13 protein-coding genes are annotated in these 17,136 nt (G+C 44.1%); 7 read left to right on the top strand and 6 right to left on the bottom strand.

The window, feature by feature from the left end:
* The first annotated feature begins 840 nt into the window (after positions 1–840).
* Together F6K37_RS01940 and F6K37_RS01945 are read left to right on the top strand one after the other, a co-directional pair.
* Positions 841–1,185 carry a hypothetical protein gene (locus F6K37_RS01940; protein ID WP_287247803.1) on the top strand — a complete coding sequence of 115 codons (345 nt, stop codon included), beginning with the start codon at positions 841–843 and terminating at the stop codon, positions 1,183–1,185.
* A complete protein-coding gene (locus tag F6K37_RS01945; protein WP_287247805.1) occupies positions 1,175–1,639 on the top strand; it encodes a hypothetical protein in 465 nt (154 codons plus the stop codon). Before F6K37_RS01940 ends, F6K37_RS01945 begins: the two co-directional genes overlap by 11 nt.
* A 94-nt stretch (positions 1,640–1,733) precedes the next feature.
* On the opposite strand, the gene F6K37_RS01950 is transcribed toward F6K37_RS01945, so the two are convergent.
* Both F6K37_RS01950 and F6K37_RS01955 read right to left on the bottom strand, forming a co-directional pair.
* Positions 1,734–1,919 carry a hypothetical protein gene (locus tag F6K37_RS01950; RefSeq protein WP_287247806.1) on the bottom strand — a complete coding sequence of 62 codons (186 nt, stop codon included), beginning with the start codon at positions 1,917–1,919 and terminating at the stop codon, positions 1,734–1,736.
* A 37-nt stretch (positions 1,920–1,956) separates the two neighbouring features.
* Complete coding sequence (locus F6K37_RS01955) at positions 1,957–2,367, bottom strand: hypothetical protein (RefSeq protein WP_287247808.1); 411 nt, start codon at positions 2,365–2,367, stop codon at positions 1,957–1,959.
* A 523-nt stretch (positions 2,368–2,890) separates the two neighbouring features.
* Here F6K37_RS01955 and F6K37_RS01960 point away from each other — a divergent pair.
* Positions 2,891–3,031 (top strand): hypothetical protein, encoded by a 141-nt coding sequence (locus tag F6K37_RS01960; RefSeq protein ID WP_287247810.1) that lies wholly within the window; start codon positions 2,891–2,893, stop codon positions 3,029–3,031.
* 113 nt (positions 3,032–3,144) lie between these two features.
* On the opposite strand, the gene F6K37_RS01965 is transcribed toward F6K37_RS01960, so the two are convergent.
* Positions 3,145–4,026, bottom strand: coding sequence for a 4-hydroxybenzoate solanesyltransferase (locus F6K37_RS01965; RefSeq protein WP_287247812.1), 882 nt, complete (start codon positions 4,024–4,026; stop codon positions 3,145–3,147).
* 174 nt (positions 4,027–4,200) lie between these two features.
* Between F6K37_RS01965 and F6K37_RS01970 the strand changes: the two genes are divergently transcribed.
* Positions 4,201–5,853 (top strand): Ppx/GppA phosphatase family protein, encoded by a 1,653-nt coding sequence (locus F6K37_RS01970; RefSeq protein ID WP_287247814.1) that lies wholly within the window; start codon positions 4,201–4,203, stop codon positions 5,851–5,853.
* Between the two features lie 164 nt (positions 5,854–6,017).
* The gene (locus F6K37_RS01975; protein WP_287247816.1) at positions 6,018–9,221 is read left to right on the top strand and encodes an aminotransferase class I/II-fold pyridoxal phosphate-dependent enzyme; all 3,204 of its coding nucleotides are present in this window, start codon (positions 6,018–6,020) and stop codon (positions 9,219–9,221) included.
* 1,637 nt (positions 9,222–10,858) lie between these two features.
* Here the strand turns inward: F6K37_RS01975 and F6K37_RS01980 are convergent.
* Positions 10,859–11,299: an Hsp20/alpha crystallin family protein gene (locus F6K37_RS01980; protein WP_008183559.1), complete on the bottom strand. Its 441-nt coding sequence runs from the start codon at positions 11,297–11,299 to the stop codon at positions 10,859–10,861.
* 274 nt (positions 11,300–11,573) lie between these two features.
* Entirely contained in the window at positions 11,574–11,867 is a 294-nt protein-coding gene (locus F6K37_RS01985; protein WP_044492964.1) for a hypothetical protein, read from the bottom strand.
* 428 nt (positions 11,868–12,295) lie between these two features.
* Here F6K37_RS01985 and F6K37_RS01990 point away from each other — a divergent pair, with 428 nt between their 5' ends.
* Both F6K37_RS01990 and psbA read left to right on the top strand, forming a co-directional pair.
* A complete protein-coding gene (locus tag F6K37_RS01990) occupies positions 12,296–13,684 on the top strand; it encodes a GH1 family beta-glucosidase (protein ID WP_287247822.1) in 1,389 nt (462 codons plus the stop codon).
* A 395-nt stretch (positions 13,685–14,079) separates the two neighbouring features.
* Positions 14,080–15,159, top strand: a complete 1,080-nt coding sequence (gene psbA, locus F6K37_RS01995) for a photosystem II q(b) protein (RefSeq protein ID WP_271968296.1) — start codon at positions 14,080–14,082, stop codon at positions 15,157–15,159.
* A gap of 230 nt (positions 15,160–15,389) precedes the next feature.
* On the opposite strand, the gene F6K37_RS02000 is transcribed toward psbA, so the two are convergent.
* Entirely contained in the window at positions 15,390–17,024 is a 1,635-nt protein-coding gene (locus F6K37_RS02000) for an alpha-D-glucose phosphate-specific phosphoglucomutase (RefSeq protein ID WP_287247826.1), read from the bottom strand.
* Between the last annotated feature and the right edge of the window lie 112 nt (positions 17,025–17,136).

A 17,136-nucleotide genomic window follows, 5' to 3' on the forward strand; every position in this document is an offset into this window, starting at 1 on the left:
TACTGCTCATGGGTAAATTTACTCTACCGGTAACGTCAGGTCTGTTATTGATTTCCCTAGTAACTCTACTAGTAACGCTATTTGTCGATTGCTTTAATCATGCACATTAATTATAATTTAAAATTACCAATTAACATAAGCATTCAGCCGTTTTCCAAAGGCCAATGGCTGAATTAACCTCAAGTAGAGTGCCCATAGGGAATCAGATGATAGCTGATAGCACCTCAAGTAGCACCTCAAGTAGCGCATTATCTGAATGCTTACCAATTAACAATTAACAATTAACAATTACTAAAATAGCTATTAGGCACTAGAAGGATTAACCTAACACCTAACTCAGGGAGATGTGGAATTCACGGATATCATTTCCTCCGTAACCTGATAAAAATTCCGTAATTCTCTCTAGGCAATAACCACATCAATCAAGCAATCCTAGATCACAAGAGTAGTTTAATTAGGAGGAAAATCGGATGCGTTCGCGTAGCGTGACCTAGGGTCAATCGCTTATCTGAGTGCTCAGTACTGAAAGCTGAGTTATTTGTTATTAATGATTAGGGCTCTACCGAACTGATTGTATGCATAAAACCGCGCTTATTGCCCACTAAGTCTGATCGGGCGGGTAATTTATTAAAAATTATTCTTTCAAAAACTAAAACTCCTGCCATATCATGATTATCATAATTATTTTATAAACGTTTTACATAGCAACTTTCCTAGAGCCACGATTAGTTATTTATTCGGTGTTGCTGAACTAACTAATTTACTAACTAATTTATTGATATCAAGACTAGTTGGGTCAGTTACCAATTAGCTTTTCTCTTTAATTCATTCTGGCCAGTTATGAAGTCTTTATTCAATTATCTCCAAGGAATCAGATACCATTCCTCAGACTCTTCTGGAGCATCTGAGGTAAATTCTGATTGGCAGCCTTTAGGCTTTAACCTGATGGGCATAACTAACCTAGCTAAGGCTACTTTCCCGATCCTAGTGACAGGTTCTGCTTTGCTGGTGTCTACTCCTACTGAAGTAGCAGGGCAGGTTGGTATTGATGCGTCACTCGCCACAGGGCCAAGGCCATTTAGTTTGCGTTACAGCGCCCACGTGCCCGGTAATACCTGGTTAGGGTTTTCTGGTCGTTTGCCAAAGATTGATTCAATATTCGCCACCAGGCTACATGGCTCCTGAACAAGCCAAGGGTTATCCTAACCTCAGTAGTGATATATACGCAGTGGGAATGATTGGAATCCAAGCACTTACAGGAGAACTGCCCAACACCCTACAATGGGATGAAAATAACAAAATAATCTGGCGTAATAACCAAGTCAAGGTCAGTGATGAACTAGCAGCAGTTTTAGATAAAATGGTACACTACAATTATTCTGAGCCTTACTCCGGTGCAACTCAGGCACTAGAAGCACTTAAGGAGGTTAAAGAAAAACTACAGTCAACCATAATTAAGTCTCCTCCAAGGAATATACAAGCTTCACCGTTTAAATTTTCGGCAATTCAGATTGTTGGCGTTGGCATAGTTTTTATCTCTTCATTCTACGTGATTTTTTTTAATAATGTTAATTATTTTTTCTTAAAAAACCTAATTTGTCCTATTATGCCATCCGTGTCCAAGTGCGAGTTTTTGTAACACAAAGTATCCAATATGTCTCTATATTTGATTATTCATTCGTTTGAAGAGCCAGAAAAAAATTGGCGTTGCATAAATGCGGGATGATTTTATTTTAATAGTTTTGTGGAACGGGCATCTGGCTGTGGAACGGGCATCTTGATGGAACGGGCATCTTGATGGAATGGGCATCTGGCTGTGAAACGGGCATCTTGCCCGTTACAATTCCCAGGCGGGCAGGATGCCCACCCCACTGATATTTATCCTGCCCCTCAGCAATGCCATAAATTTGACATAACAACGGCTAATCGCTAATTTTCACCTATGATGTCTAATTACTAATTCCCAGCTTCACAGGACTTAATCAGTTTATTGAAATCTTCAGGAGGTTCCGCACCACCAGTAATTTCTAGACCAATACTTAGAAACTCTTCATAGGGGTATTTTTCTTGAATTTTATCAATGGTACACTGACAAAAAGCCTGAGCCTCTGAGCCCTTACTCCCAACACATTGCCCCATGTAAAAATTGACAAACTCTGGTGTATAGCCAATCTCAGAGTTTTGGAGGATAGTCTCAGCCTCTTCAGGGATAGTCAAGGGTTTTTGAGGAATAGTCTCAGCTTCTTCAGAAATAGTTCCAGGTTTTTGGAGGATAGTCTCAGGTTCTTGGGAATAACCCACGGTTGGGCTGACGAGAGCAAACAAACAGGCACTGATAATTGATAGCTGGTATCGTTTGATGTTCATGCTTTTTAACCTCTACAGAAATTAGCCCATTCGGACTATTTTAACGATTGCACACTATTAGGTTTCCCATCTTTTCTCTGAAAGAAACATTAGGCAAAAATATTGCAGGGAACATGCAAAACGGAACCATGTCACCTTTGTACATGTCACCTTTGTAATTATGTATATAGATCCCCCCTAACCCCCCTTAACAAGGGGGGAATTAGATTCAAAATTTACCCTTACTAAGGGAGATTGAGATTCAAAAGTCCCCCTTACTAAGGGGGATTTAGGGGGTTCTGAATCAGGGATTAACAAAACTGACATGCTCCCAGACAAAACAGATAATCAACAATTAACTGTTAGCAATTTCCAAAGGAATAAAAGACTAGCCAAGAAACACAATACCAGTTTTTAGCTTGTAGGGTAGGTCTAGATTAGATTATCTCAGTTGCTAGTTATCAGTGAGTAATTATCAAAAATTACCTCAAAATCCCTTCCACACACCAAATAGTAGTATTCCTAGATACTCAATTTTCGATTATTGGTATCAAAAGCTAAAAGTTATCAGGATAACGTAAGCTATCAGCTATCAGCGTGTCGCGTATCAGCTATCAGCCATTCGCGTAGCGTGGCCAACGGCCAAGGCCAACGGCTGAATGCTTACCTTTCAGCTTTTGAATAAAATAAGCTGACGGCTGACCGCTGACTGCTGAATGCTCACGGAATAACTAGCAACTTTCCTGAGATTACTTCGCCCACCCTACTTTAATTGGTATTTTTTTTAGATGCAAGTCCCTAATGACTACCAATAATCATCCCGACCAGTAGCACAAAGCCAATCCAGACATTTTGGCGAAAAATCTCTCCATAGACAGATGTGGGATGATTGGGCTTTCGTAGTCTAGTATAGTGCCAAATCCAGACTACTGTCGCTATCACTAGCGCTAACCAAAAGCCCAGTTGAAGATCCATGACAACTCCCAGGCCAGCAAGCAAGCTAGCAGTACCAGCAAAGAACACACCTACGGCATCAGCAGCATACTTACCGAAAAACAAGGCACTAGAGCGCACCCCAATCCTCTGGTCATCCTCCCGGTCTGGCATGGCATAGACTGTGTCAAATCCCAATGCCCACAGTACCGTTGCTCCCCAGAGTAACCAGGTAGCTGGTTCTAGAGTAGTAGTAATGGCACTCCAACTAATCAGTACAGCAAAACCCCAAGCAATGGCCATAACCAGTTGCGGTACAGGAAACACTCGCTTGGCAGATGGGTAAAACACAATTACTGGTACAGCGGCCACGCAAAGCCCAAAGGTGAAAGCATTAAGATACAGGGCAATCACCCCAGCGCAGACCATAGCAACTAAGGCAACTACTACACCAACTTTGACCGATAGGGCTTTGGATGCCAAAGGGCGTGAGCGAGTTCGCGCCACTTGGGAATCAATATTGTGATCCCAAACGTCATTAATTACACAGCCAGCAGCACTGGTGGCTAAGGTTCCAAGAATAATCACGCTAACCAGGGGAATCGGTGGTTTCCCTTGGGCTGCTAAAAAAACTGCCCACAGTGCTGGCACCATTAAAATCAATCGTCCAGTTGGCTTGTCCCATCGCAACAGTCGCATAATGGCTAGCCAGGTGGGTATGGGATTGGGGTTTGGCTGGGTAAGCATAGCAGGAATGGTGACTCGTTTGTTGGTAATTTTGTTTGTAGGTAATTTTCCGGATTGTTTCCTCGAATCAGAGGAATTTCACAATAGGAGATAGTGCCTATTTTTTGTTAGTCTCCTTAAAGATATCGTTATTGATAGGTTTCGGGTTGATATCTGTAAGCAGGATACATCAATATGGTTAACTCACTGACCCAAGACATTTTCCTACATGTTTCCACTCCTGACAAAGAGCAAGAGCGCATTATTGCTGCCATCGATATTGGTACCAATTCCATTCACATGGTGGTAGTGCGAATTGATCCCAAACTCCCGGCATTCACGATTATTGGTAAAGAAAAGGACACGGTCAGGTTAGGAAATTGCAACCCCCGGACCGGTGAGTTGACCCCCGAAGCCATGAACAGAGCGATCGCAACTCTACAACGCTGCAAGGAACTGGCAGCCAGCCTCAATGCTGAAAACATCGTTGCTGTAGCAACCAGTGCTGTGCGGGAAGCTCGGAATGGCCAGGCTTTTTTACAGCAGGTATATACAGAATTGGGTTTATTGGTCAACCTAATTTCTGGTCAGGAGGAAGCACGACGCATCTACCTAGGTGTGTTGTCGGCTATGGAATTCAACAACCAGCCCCATATCATTATTGATATTGGCGGTGGTTCAACGGAATTGATCCTCGGGGATAGTCACAACCCCCGTTCCCTAAGTAGCACAAAAATAGGAGCCGTTCGTCTTACAAAGGAGTTTGTAACTACAGACCCCATCAGCCAAAGTGAGTTTCTCTATTTGCAAGCCTATATCAGGGGAATGTTAGAGCGAGCTGTTGACGACATCCAGGGTAACTTGAAACTCAGTGAACAGCCTCGTTTAGTGGGGACATCTGGCACTATTGAGACCCTAGCCAAGATGCACGCCTATGAACATCTGGGTATGTTACCTAATCCCCTAACGGGTTATGAGCTGACTCGTCAAGATTTGGAAAAAATGCTCAAGCGCTTAGCTGCTATGAGTTTGGCTGAACGCTCAACCCTGCCAGAGATGTCCGAGAGGCGTTCAGAAATTATTGTTGCTGGCACAATCATTTTATTAGAAGCCATGAAGCTTCTGGGAATGGAGTCGATCATAATTTGTGGACGATCACTCCGGGAAGGCTTAATCGTTGACTGGATGCTTACCCATGGATTGATTGAAGACCGGCTACGCTACCAAGATGAGGTCAGGGAAAGGAGTGTAATCGCAGTGGCTGGGAAATATCAGGTCAACCTGGATTATAGTCAGCGGGTGGCTAACTTTGCCCTGAGCTTATTTGACCAAACCCAAGGAAAACTCCACAATTGGGGAACACAGGCACGGGAATTACTTTGGGCAGCAGCAGTTTTACACAACTGTGGCGTGTATATTAGTCATTCGTCCCACCACAAGCATTCTTATTACTTAATTCGCAATGCTGAACTGTTGGGCTTTCTGGAGCCAGAAATTGAAATCATTGCTAATCTGGCTCGTTACCATCGCAAGAGTCCTCCCAAGAAAAAGCATGAGAATTACAACAATCTGGCCAATCAAGAGCATCGGCTGTTGGTGAGTCAGCTCAGTGCTTTGTTACGGTTAGCTGTTGCTTTAGACCGTAGACATATTGGAGCAATTCGGCATGTTAAGTCGGATTATCGCTCCGATGATAAGGCACTTTATCTAGATCTAGTTCCCGCTTTGACCAATGATGATTGTGCTTTGGAACTGTGGAATTTGGATTATAAAAAATCGGTATTTGAAGAGGAATTTGGAGTTAAAGTGGTTGCGAGGTTAGCATCCAAGAGTAGTCAGCATTATTAAGCTATTAGCTCTCAGCCATTGAGACATTATCAATACATTATCAATAGGGTAAGCATTCAGCTATCAGCCTTGGCCTTGGCCTTTGGGTGATAGCTGAATGCTTACAACGCTATAATACCAATTGATATATAATAACAGACGTAATAACTAAATCCAATATAACTGTGTCCAAAAACTCATGTACTCGCATTCTTGATTGCTTGTATATCAGCACCTATAAAAATACCTTACCAATGCGTGTTGACATCTGGAACCAACTGAAATTGTCAACAGACCGCTTGCAATCTCTTCACGCCTGTGGCCAGGATATCTCCACCTTAAAGGAAAAAATTGCAGCTGGGTTCAAAATTCTCGAACCCATCGAACTCTACTGGAAATTTCCAGGGATAAATGCATTTCGACGATTGCAGCAGCACTTTGAGCGCCAGGAATATTCCCGACTTTCCTGGGAAGTGACTCAAATTATACGTTTGATGTCTAGCCGTGCTGAACTGTATGCCCAAGCATACATGGATCAGATTTTTGCAAGCGAACAGAAAGATGGACAGCAAATTATATCGGTCGATAAGTACAATCAAAACTCTAATCAACTCGATTTTACCGTCTTATTTTTCGAAGACGACATGACACCGGAAAAAGAAAAAGAATTACGCCAAAAACTGGCAGAAATAGCCTCGAAAACAGACAATTTTATTTATCAGCTCATCGTCATTTCTAACTTTGAGGATGCCCTAACAGCTTTGATGTTGAATCACAGCATTCAATGCTGTGTTATCGGCTACGACTTTCCCCTGCGTTCAAACAACTGTTTGTCACTGCTCGAAACATACATGAGTGGGTTAGAACAAGCTGAATTAGCTGGGGAATATTACCAACCGAGAGGTCTTACTTTAGGTGCGATTATACATAAGTTACGTCCAGAGTTGGATTTATACTTGTTGAGCGATGTATCCGTGGTTGATGTGGATGCTGATACGAATCAGAATTTCCGCCGCGTTTTCTACAATCAGGAAGACTATCTTGAAGTACACTTAAGTATTATTCAAGGCATCGAAAAACGTTACGAAACCCCTTTCTTCGATGCCTTAAGAAATTACAGCAAAGAACCCACAGGGGTATTTCATGCCATGCCCATTTCCCGGGGAAATTCCATCTTTAAGTCTGATTGGATTCAGGATATGGGAGAGTTCTACGGTCAAAATCTATTTTTAGCAGAAACTTCAGCAACCAGTGGAGGATTAGACTCATTACTACATCCTACTGGTCCCCTAAAGGAGGCTCAAAATTTAGCAGCGAAAAGCTTTGGTTCTAGGCAAACTTTTTTCGTGACTAATGGGACTTCAACTGCCAATAAAATTGTTTTGCAAGCAATTGTAAGCCCAGGTGATATTGTCTTGGTTGACCAGAATTGCCACAAATCTCACCATTACGGCATCGTCTTAGTAGGTGCTCAACCCCTTTACCTCAATGCCTATTCCCTCAAAGAATATAGTATCTATGGTGCTGTGCCTTTAAAGGAAATCAAGCAACAATTGCTCAAGTTCAAGCGGGAGGGGCAATTGGAGCAGGTGAAGATGCTGTTACTCACAAACTGTACCTTTGATGGCATTGTTTACAACGTTAAGGGAGTCATGGAAGAAATACTGGCAATCAAGCCAGATCTGGTTTTCCTCTGGGACGAAGCCTGGTTTGCCTTTGCTGGTTGCACCTCAACCTATCGAGAACGTACAGCAATGCAAGCTGCCACTGACCTTCATACTCGCTATCACAGTCCCCAATACCGAAAGGAGTATGCAGCCTTTAAGGAACAATTTGATCGGCTTGACCCAGAGGATGATGACACCTGGCTGAACCAGCACCTCTTACCCGATCCAGATCAAGTCAAGATTCGGGTGTACTCAACCCAATCAACACATAAATCTCTGTCTGGCATGCGTCAATCATCCATGATTCACATCTGGGACGAGGAGTTCAACCGTAGGTCGGAAATTGATTTTCTAGAGGCTTACATGACCCACACCACCACCTCCCCCAATTACCAAATTCTGGCTTCTCTGGATTTAGCGCGGCGACAAGTTGATTTGGAAGGCTTCAAATTGGTTCATTCCCAGATTGATATGGCAATGATAGTGCGGGAGAAGGTTAACACTCATCCATTGCTAGGAAAATACTTCAAGATACTTACTCCTGAAGAGTTGATTCCGGAAACCTATCGCCCATCAGGTCTGAAAAGTTACCAAACTCAGGAAGATCCAGAAGTAGAGTTCCAGTGTATCGAGCAAGCCTGGGAGGATGATGAATTTGTTCTCGACCCCACGCGGCTGACTTTGTACATTGGCAAGACAGGCATCGATGGCTATACTTTCCAAAATTCTGTACTGATGGAACAGTTTAATATTCAGGTTAACAAGGTTTCCCTCAATACGGTTTTATTAATGACTAATATCGGGACAACCTGGGGTTCGGTAACATATTTGCTTGATTGCCTGCATAAAATTGCTGAGGGGTTGGAGCAGGAATTGTGCCAATACAATCAAGTGGAAATCAAATTATTTGAAAACAAGCTGCAACAGCTAACACTGAATTTGCCTTCTTTGCCTCATTTCAGCGAGTTTTACTCCGGCTTCCGTTCTCACCCGGCAACTGGGCAAGGGAACCTACGGAGCGCCTACTTCCTGGGTTTGGACGAAGAAAAAATAGAATACCTCAAGCTAGACAATGAAATAGATGAGATAATGGCGTCTGGGCGAGAACTGGTTTCATCTACATTCATTATTCCTACCCCACCGGGTTGCCCGATTTTAGTTCCTGGTCAAGTTGTAACTGGGGCGATAGTCTTCCTAATGAAGCAGCTTGCTCCTGATGCCATTCACGGTTATCGACCTGACTTTGGATTGCCCGTGTTTGCTCAATATGTTTTGGACAGTCTCAATAAAACTACAGAATCTGCAATGACTAAAACAACAGCCTTCACTCATTTAGCTATAGCTGTTACGAACCTTAATGCCAGTATTGCTTTCTACGCTAAGTATGGTCAGATGTCAGTAGTGCGCTTGCGCGTAGAACCAGGGACAGTTTGGATGTCCGACAACATTAGACCCTTTGCCCTAGCTCTACTTGAGGAAGAAGAGGCCAAGCCGATCTTGCCCCCGAGTCATATTGGTATTGCTTGTGTCAGTTGCGAACAAGTGGATCAGCTCTGCAAACTTGCTCGCAAAGAGGGTTGTTTACTTGACGGACCTAAGGATTATGGTCCTCCAACTGGTTACGCAGCCTATCTAAGGGATCCTGATGGACACCATGTAGAAATTTCCTACGGTCAAGAGGCCGCTTTTGACATCCTCCCATCGTTAAATCAAAGATTATAACGTTCGCGTAGCGGCTCCAAAGGAGCTGGGATTCCTAAACCTCACGATTTGGTTTGGTGCTTCAATGCAACAGCCTCCACCCTAAGCGGGGTTTTATGGTCTTACGTTCGCGACCCAGACTATCCCCGCAAGTCCTGCGGTTCTCATGTGTCGAGTTTCAAGAAAAGTCTTGATGTAATGCATGATTCGAGGGTTGGCCTTCCATTGCCCTGTCATCTTTTCCCTAGAGACGAAACCTTAGGATAGTGGAGTCTTAATTAATAAATTTTTACCCTTCTCTGCATAACCTGCCAACCATAAAGACTCCACTATCCTTACGGTAACTTCAAAGTCTACCGATTTTGCTGCGCCGCCAGTTTACTGGACTTCGCTCGTATAGGCGCATCTGTTTCCAATCGGCAAAGCCGACGCTACGCGAACGTCTCGGGTGGGTCATTGACCACCCTCAATAAGCGCACATCTATCGTTAAAGACGCAATTCCTCTCTCGCTAACCCTACGGGTATAACGAGAGAGGAATTGCTCTTAAGGATGAGTCTAGATATACTCCGATACTTTTTAGCTACCAAAATCTACCAAAGGCAAATTCTGGCTCGCCAATGCAAGATGCTTTCACATCCAGGGGGTATCTCCCAAAGCTCTGACGGAATATCCCGCGAGCGCCATAAAAATGTCAACCCCAAAGTTGGTTCCACCGGGATAGAGAGCGCAACTATTAAACCCTTGGTTTTCGGCTTTAATTTAAGTTACATAATAATCCCTGTCGGTGTTACCCTAATTTAATTATAACAAATAATAAGAGTTTTTGCTGAGGGGGTGACATGAGCCCCAAAAAGCTTACTATATAAGGCTTTGATGCCAATGGTATCATGGAAGATACAGTCGGAAATTAACCCTCAATTCATTTTCTGGAAGCTCAAACCCTTATAACTACGTCCAATGTTTGCCCAAAACAGAATGTATATTTTTGTGAATTATCGGCTGAAATTTTTACCCAGTAAGGATTTCAGCTTGCATGTCACCCCCCCAGGAGTTTTTGGTAGACTCTGCGACATTTTCTCTAGCTGTTTACTAACCCTATACCGAGCTAGCTTAAGCAGCCACTTATATCATGTCCGGTTGAATACTTACACGCTTGCCCGAATCGAAGGCAGAGGGCAGAAGGCAGAAGGTAGAAGTAAAGGAGTAAGGTTTAATCGGTAATGGTGTTTTATCACTAATTATCCGGACATGATATTACAAAATATCATATTCCATCTTACCTTAAATCTAAGTGGTAATAGCTGAATGCTTATAAAAAGATTGACAGGTCAAGTCTTCCACTAGAAAGTTTACTGTCAATCTTTATGAATTTTATTTACACCGCTGGGGTTTGACGAAATCGTGTAAGCATTCAGCTATCAGCGTGTCGCGTATCAGCTAATGAGCTAAATCTCAGCGTCGAAGCCTGTGCCACGCACGCTAGGCGAACAGCTTTTGAAAAAAACAGGTAAGCATTGGAATAATGCTGAGTTACTTGGACTTTTAGCTGACGGCTGACGGCTGAGTGCTGAATGCTTACGAAATCGTTAGCCATAAAAATCCGCTGATCAAACCAGCAATTTATCGACTAACTGAACTAGGCTATTAACCCCAACACTAATTGAGATTAACTTTAAAGACTTTTTGCTTTTCTGATTCTGCTTTGGGCAAACTCAGGCTCAAGATGCCGTTATTGTAATCAGCTTTAACCTGATCGTGTTGAACCCGTGTTGGTAAGGGAATCACCCGCTGAAAGTTACCATAACGGAATTCTGAACGTGTCATCCCATTTTCTTCAGTACTAGTTTCAGACCGACGCTCACCACTAATAGACACGGCTTGCTCTGTCACCTGAATATCGAGATCTTTAGAATCTATCCCAGGAATCTCAAGCTTTAATTCCAGGGTTTCTGCTGTCTCCTGCAGTTCCGCCGCTGGCATAAAACTTGTTCCCTTCAGACCACGATCTTCAAATGGGGTGAATTCATCAAATAGCCGATTCATTTCCCGTTGTAAGTTAGTGAATTCTCGGAAAGGGTCCCAACGAATAAGTGCCATAATCGTTTGCCTCCGTCTAGTGACATATCCTTACGGTTTAGATCCACTTTTTTCACCCATACTGAGGATTGTTAACGGTTAGCGAAACGTCACCGCTTGGATGATTTGATTTAACCTGTTATCAATCTATCAACCCCGAAAAGGTCTTTGAGTTCGGTTCCCTTCCTAAACCACTAGGCTAATTCCCGTACAGATATAAATAATAGATAATTTGAATCTCAACCATATCCCCAATACCTCAGGGGAGTTTGAACAAATTTGAGTACGATTGTCCTTAGTTATCATTCAGGTTGTGGTAGCGGGCGCAGGCGTAGAGATCAAATAATGCTCCAACTAGGCTACAGGTAAAGGCAATCACTAATACTCCCTGAATGGGGGATCCACTACCAAAAATAGTCAGAAATTTCAATAGCTCAGTTGTGGCAGTAAGACCAAACCCTGTTAAGCCCGGAATGTATCCTATTATACCAAAACCGGCCAGTAAACCAATAACTAGTGCCACTGGAGCCATAAAGCTCAGAAGGATTGTTATTACCAAAGAACGGAGAAAGTTTGGCAAAATGCTCATAAAATTTAACCACATAAGCAGGTGAGTTAAAAGCCAGAGCCAAAGTATGACTTGGCACTTTCTACCTTAGGCGAAATCCCTGTCGATAACCGAAAATGTCAAAAATCTTAAATTTTCATTAAAAATCTTGGTAAAGGTCTGTGAATCTGGATCATAAAGCCGGGTTGTTGGTGGCTTGTTAAGGGCTACCGGTAGTCGGTTAAATTGATCGGCCTCAAGGTCCCTGGCTTGATATATCAGTGATTTCGGCTCAGTGACAGGGGACTTCCAACCCTAAAAGACCCTACCCAATTCCTGAGAAGCTGTGGATCAAAAGTTATCATTCCTGTTAAGATTCTTCGTTGATTGCGGACAGGTTAACTCGTCCCAGGACTCAAGTACGTGGGATGAGCTAGTACGTAACTCCCTTTCTTAATAACAAATCACTAATGACTAACGGCGATCGAATCAGTTACCAATTCCCAGACAACTTCATATGGGGAGTAGCCACCGCTTCCTATCAGATTGAAGGAGCAGTAAGTGAAGGAGGACGCAAACCTAGTGTGTGGGATACCTTCAGTGGTACCCCTGGAAAAATACTTAACGGTGATACCGGTGCTGTCGCTTGTGACCACTACCATCGCTACAAAGAAGATATAGAGCTGATGGTCAAACTAGGGATCAAGGATTATCGCTTTAGCATTGCTTGGCCTCGGATTATTCCTGACGGGCGTGGCAAAGTCAATCAGGAAGGGGTTGATTTCTATAAGCGCTTGGTGGATTGCTTGTTAGATCATGGCATTACTCCCCATGCCACTCTATTTCATTGGGACTCTCCCCAAGCCCTAGAAGACAAATACAAGTCTTGGCTTTCTCGCCAGATGGCGTTTGACTTTGCGGATTATGTTACCGCTGTGGTCACTCAATTAGGCGATCGCATTACCAATTGGATGACCATTAATGAGATCATGTGTTTTACTCACTTAGGCTATGGGGTTGACCAGGACCCGATCCATGCTCCCGGTAGGCGTGTTAAATCCATCAAACAGGTATGGCAAACCTCTCATCATGCCCTTTTAGCTCATGGTTTGGGCTGTCAAGCCATCCGTAGTGCTTCCCGGGTTCCCTGTTCTATCGCCTTTGTGGATAACTTGTCCGTCACGGTGCCAATCAATGAGTCACCGTACCATGTGGCAGCAGCAAAAAAGGCCTTCCCTTTATGTGGGCAAAATGGCGGTATCATTATCCCTGCTCTGACTGGTGCTTATAGTCCTGAATTACTGGAAGTGTTAGGAGACAATGCACCAGACATCGGACCATGTGACCTACAAATCATTCATCAGCCTCTGGATGGGATTTGTCTTAATATTTACACTGGTACCTATGTCCGGGCTGCTGACAATCCACAGGGGTACGAGTTCCTTGGTATGCCCAAAGGCTACCCTCGCATGCATCTGCCTTGGCTGAATATCCTACCAGATTCCCTTTATTGGGGGGTTCGTCATGTCAGTGAAACCCTGGGGCGTTCAGATTTGCCGATGTTTATCACTGAGAATGGCTGTGCAGCACAGGATGAATTGACTGCTAAGGGTGAGGTGATTGATACGGACAGGATTCTGTACCTCCGAGAGTACTTTAAAGCAGCCCATCGCGCTGTTAGTGAAGGGTATCCTCTTAATGGTTATTTCCTCTGGAGTCTGATGGATAACTTTGAGTGGTATTGGGGATATGATCGGCGCTTTGGGATTACTTATATTGATTACCCAACCCAACAGCGTATTCCTAAGGCGAGTTTTGAGTGGTATTCCGAGTGTATTCAAAATAATCGGGTGGTTTGATCATTAATCGGAAAAACCCGATAAAACCCAATGGGTATATTGGTAATCCGTTACTTTAACCCTAGCTATAGGGTTAAGGGGTAAGTCCTAGTCGCGATCGCGAAGCGTGACCATTCGCGTAGCGTGGCCAATAGGCCAAGGTCAATCGCATTTGATCTGGTAGCGATCGCTATTTTTGTTTGCCTATTTTTGTTTTCTATTAACAGAATATTAGAATTTTGTCAAGATTTATTTAATATAAGTTTTACTTATTTACATTATTTAATAACCTGACGGCAAATTACTCCGAAAACCCTTTACAAAACTTAGTATATTGCTTAATATAAATACATGAAGGCGCAAACAAGCCGGACGAACCTCGATAACTTCATATTCATACCCGCAATCATAAGAACATGACTACTGTATTACAACAGAGCAACACCTCTGTGTGGTCTCAGTTCTGCAATTGGGTCACCTCCACCAACAACCGCCTCTATGTAGGTTGGTTTGGTGTGTTAATGATCCCAACCCTGCTAGCTGCTACCACCTGCTTCATCATTGCTTTCATCGCTGCTCCTCCTGTGGACATCGATGGTATCCGTGAGCCGGTTGCTGGCTCCCTGATGTATGGCAACAACATCATCTCTGGTGCTGTTGTTCCTTCTTCTAACGCCATTGGCTTACACTTCTACCCAATCTGGGAAGCTGCTTCTCTAGATGAGTGGCTCTACAACGGTGGTCCTTACCAGCTAGTAGTGTTCCACTTCCTGATTGGTGTATTTGCCTACATGGGTCGTGAGTGGGAACTGAGCTACCGCTTAGGTATGCGTCCTTGGATCTGCGTCGCTTACAGCGCACCGGTTGCAGCTGCTAGCGCCGTATTCCTGATCTACCCGATCGGACAAGGTTCTTTCTCCGATGGTATGCCTCTCGGTATCAGCGGAACCTTCAACTTCATGTTCGTGTTCCAAGCTGAGCACAACATCCTGATGCACCCCTTCCACATGCTAGGTGTAGCCGGTGTATTCGGTGGTTCTTTGTTCTCTGCGATGCACGGTTCTTTGGTGACCTCCTCCTTAGTGCGTGAGACCACCGAAACCGAGTCTCAGAACTATGGTTACAAGTTCGGTCAAGAGGAAGAAACTTACAACATCGTGGCAGCTCATGGCTACTTCGGTCGTTTAATCTTCCAATACGCTTCCTTCAACAACAGCCGTTCCTTGCACTTCTTCTTAGGTGCATGGCCTGTAATCGGCATCTGGTTTACTGCACTGGGCATCAGCACCATGGCATTTAACCTCAATGGCTTCAACTTCAACCAGAGCATCATCGACTCACAAGGTCACGTGATCAACACCTGGGCTGACGTACTCAACCGTGCCAACCTAGGTTTCGAGGTAATGCACGAGCGTAACGCTCACAACTTCCCTCTAGACCTAGCTGCGGCTGAAGCTACTCCCGTAGCTTTGACTGCTCCAGTCATCAACGGTTAATCTCAACTTGGCTTAATCTACTTGATTAAAAAAAAGCGCTCTCCAGATGGGGAGCGCTTTTTTGTTTTCGAAGTGCTAGATAATTTATGGTTAGCTGATCAAATTTGCTACTGACATCTCCTACACGGACATGACTGACTAAAAAAGGCCATCTTNTTACCTATTACCTATTACCTATTACCTATTACCCATGTTCCTTTCATTAACAGGGAAACTAACCCATCAAAACCTTAGGTAATTACAGTGGGAACCTCCCGCTCTGTAAACTTGCGAATCTGGGCAATCTCATGGGCAAGGGAAATCAGTGGTTCCAATGCTTGTTGAGTATCCACGTCATGCTTAGTGGAATCTGGCTCATAGCTCTCTAAATAGAGGCGTAGGGTTGCCCCTTTTGTGCCAGTACCAGATAGGCGGAATACAATCCGAGAGCCATCAGTAAAGCCAATCCGAATCCCCTGCTTCTGGCTGACGCTCCCATCTACTGGGTCAGTGTAACTAAAGTCATCACCATACTCTACCTGGTAAGAGCCAAATTGCTGTCCTTTCAGGTCTGGCACACTTGAACGCAGACGCTCCATCAATTCCTGAGCTCGTACCCCATCTACCTCTTCATAGTCATGGCGGGAATAGAAATTACGACCATAGGTTTGCCAGTGGCTACGGACAATCTGCTCCACTGATTCACCCCGCACAGCCAGGATATTGAGCCAGAATAGCACTGCCCAAAGCCCATCTTTTTCCCGTACATGGTTAGAACCAGTGCCGAAACTTTCTTCACCGCACAAAGTGGCTTTACCTGCATCCAATAAATTGCCAAAAAACTTCCAACCTGTTGGGGTCTCATAGCAATCAATACCCAACTGAGCCGCCACTCGGTCTACAGCAGCACTGGTTGGCATGGAACGAGCGACCCCTGCTAAACCTTGACTATAACCAGGTACCAGATGGGCATTGGCGGTTAACACAGCGATGCTATCACTGGGGGTAACGAAGAACGAGCTTCCCAGGATCATATTGCGATCGCCATCCCCATCGGAAGCAGCCCCAAAGTCCGGTGCATTATCACCATAGAGAATATCCACCAAGTCCTTAGCATAGACTAAATTGGGGTCAGGATGACCACCACCAAAATCTTCTAACGGTATACCATTAAGTACTGTACCTTCTGGTGCCCCTAGGCGTTGTTCAAAAATAGCATGGGCATAGGGACCAGTTACCGCATGTAATGAGTCCATACACATGCGGAATTTCCCAGAGGTTAGTAGCTGGTGAATGCGGTCAAAATCAAACAGGGACTCCATCAATTGAGTATAAGGCTCAACTGGGTCAATCACCTCAACGCTCAAGGTTCCCAGGGTAAATGCACCTGGTCGGTCTAGATTCACATCCGCAGCCTCCAGGATTTTGTAACTATCAATGACTTTACTCCGAGCATAGATAGCTTCCGTCACCTTTTCCGGTGCTGGTCCACCATTACTGGTGTTATACTTGACACCGAAGTCACCCTTTGGACCCCCAGGATTGTGGCTAGCCGAGAGGATAATGCCACCTAATGCCTTATGCTTGCGAATAACACAAGATGCTGCTGGGGTAGACAGAATACCACCACAACCGACTAACAACCGACCTAACCCATTGGCGGCTGCCATTTTGAGAATGGTCTGAATTGCTTGCCGATTGTAGTAGCGACCATCACCCCCTACAACTAGGGTTTGACCTTCACAGCCTTCTAGGGAGTCAAAGATAGACTGGATAAAGTTTTCCAGGTAATGGGGCTCTTGAAAAACGGTGACCGACTTACGGAGTCCGGAAGTACCGGGCTTTTGGTCTGTAAAGGGCTTAGTAGAGACAGTGCGTATGTTCATTACAAGCTAGCTACAGGTTTTACTGCTAATTCTTTATTGTTAACTGTTACCTGTTAATTGTTAATGAAAAATTCAAAAGTCTTTGATAAATGACTGATCACTTTAGTGAGCC

This window comes from Moorena sp. SIO4E2, from assembly GCF_010671945.1.
In the GTDB taxonomy this organism is placed as follows: domain Bacteria; phylum Cyanobacteriota; class Cyanobacteriia; order Cyanobacteriales; family Coleofasciculaceae; genus Moorena; species Moorena producens.

Bases quoted from the DNA above. Each gene is read 5' to 3' on its own strand.
- F6K37_RS01940 (WP_287247803.1), top strand. From the start codon at position 841: ATGAAGTCTTTATTCAATTATCTCCAAGGAATCAGATACCATTCCTCA.
- F6K37_RS01945 (WP_287247805.1), top strand. From the start codon at position 1,175: ATGGCTCCTGAACAAGCCAAGGGTTATCCTAACCTCAGTAGTGATATA.
- F6K37_RS01955 (WP_287247808.1), bottom strand. From the start codon at position 2,367: ATGAACATCAAACGATACCAGCTATCAATTATCAGTGCCTGTTTGTTT.
- F6K37_RS01965 (WP_287247812.1), bottom strand. From the start codon at position 4,026: ATGCTTACCCAGCCAAACCCCAATCCCATACCCACCTGGCTAGCCATT.
- F6K37_RS01970 (WP_287247814.1), top strand. From the start codon at position 4,201: ATGGTTAACTCACTGACCCAAGACATTTTCCTACATGTTTCCACTCCT.
- F6K37_RS01980 (WP_008183559.1), bottom strand. From the start codon at position 11,299: ATGGCACTTATTCGTTGGGACCCTTTCCGAGAATTCACTAACTTACAA.
- F6K37_RS01985 (WP_044492964.1), bottom strand. From the start codon at position 11,867: ATGAGCATTTTGCCAAACTTTCTCCGTTCTTTGGTAATAACAATCCTT.
- F6K37_RS01990 (WP_287247822.1), top strand. From the start codon at position 12,296: ATGACTAACGGCGATCGAATCAGTTACCAATTCCCAGACAACTTCATA.
- psbA (WP_271968296.1), top strand. From the start codon at position 14,080: ATGACTACTGTATTACAACAGAGCAACACCTCTGTGTGGTCTCAGTTC.
- F6K37_RS02000 (WP_287247826.1), bottom strand. From the start codon at position 17,024: ATGAACATACGCACTGTCTCTACTAAGCCCTTTACAGACCAAAAGCCC.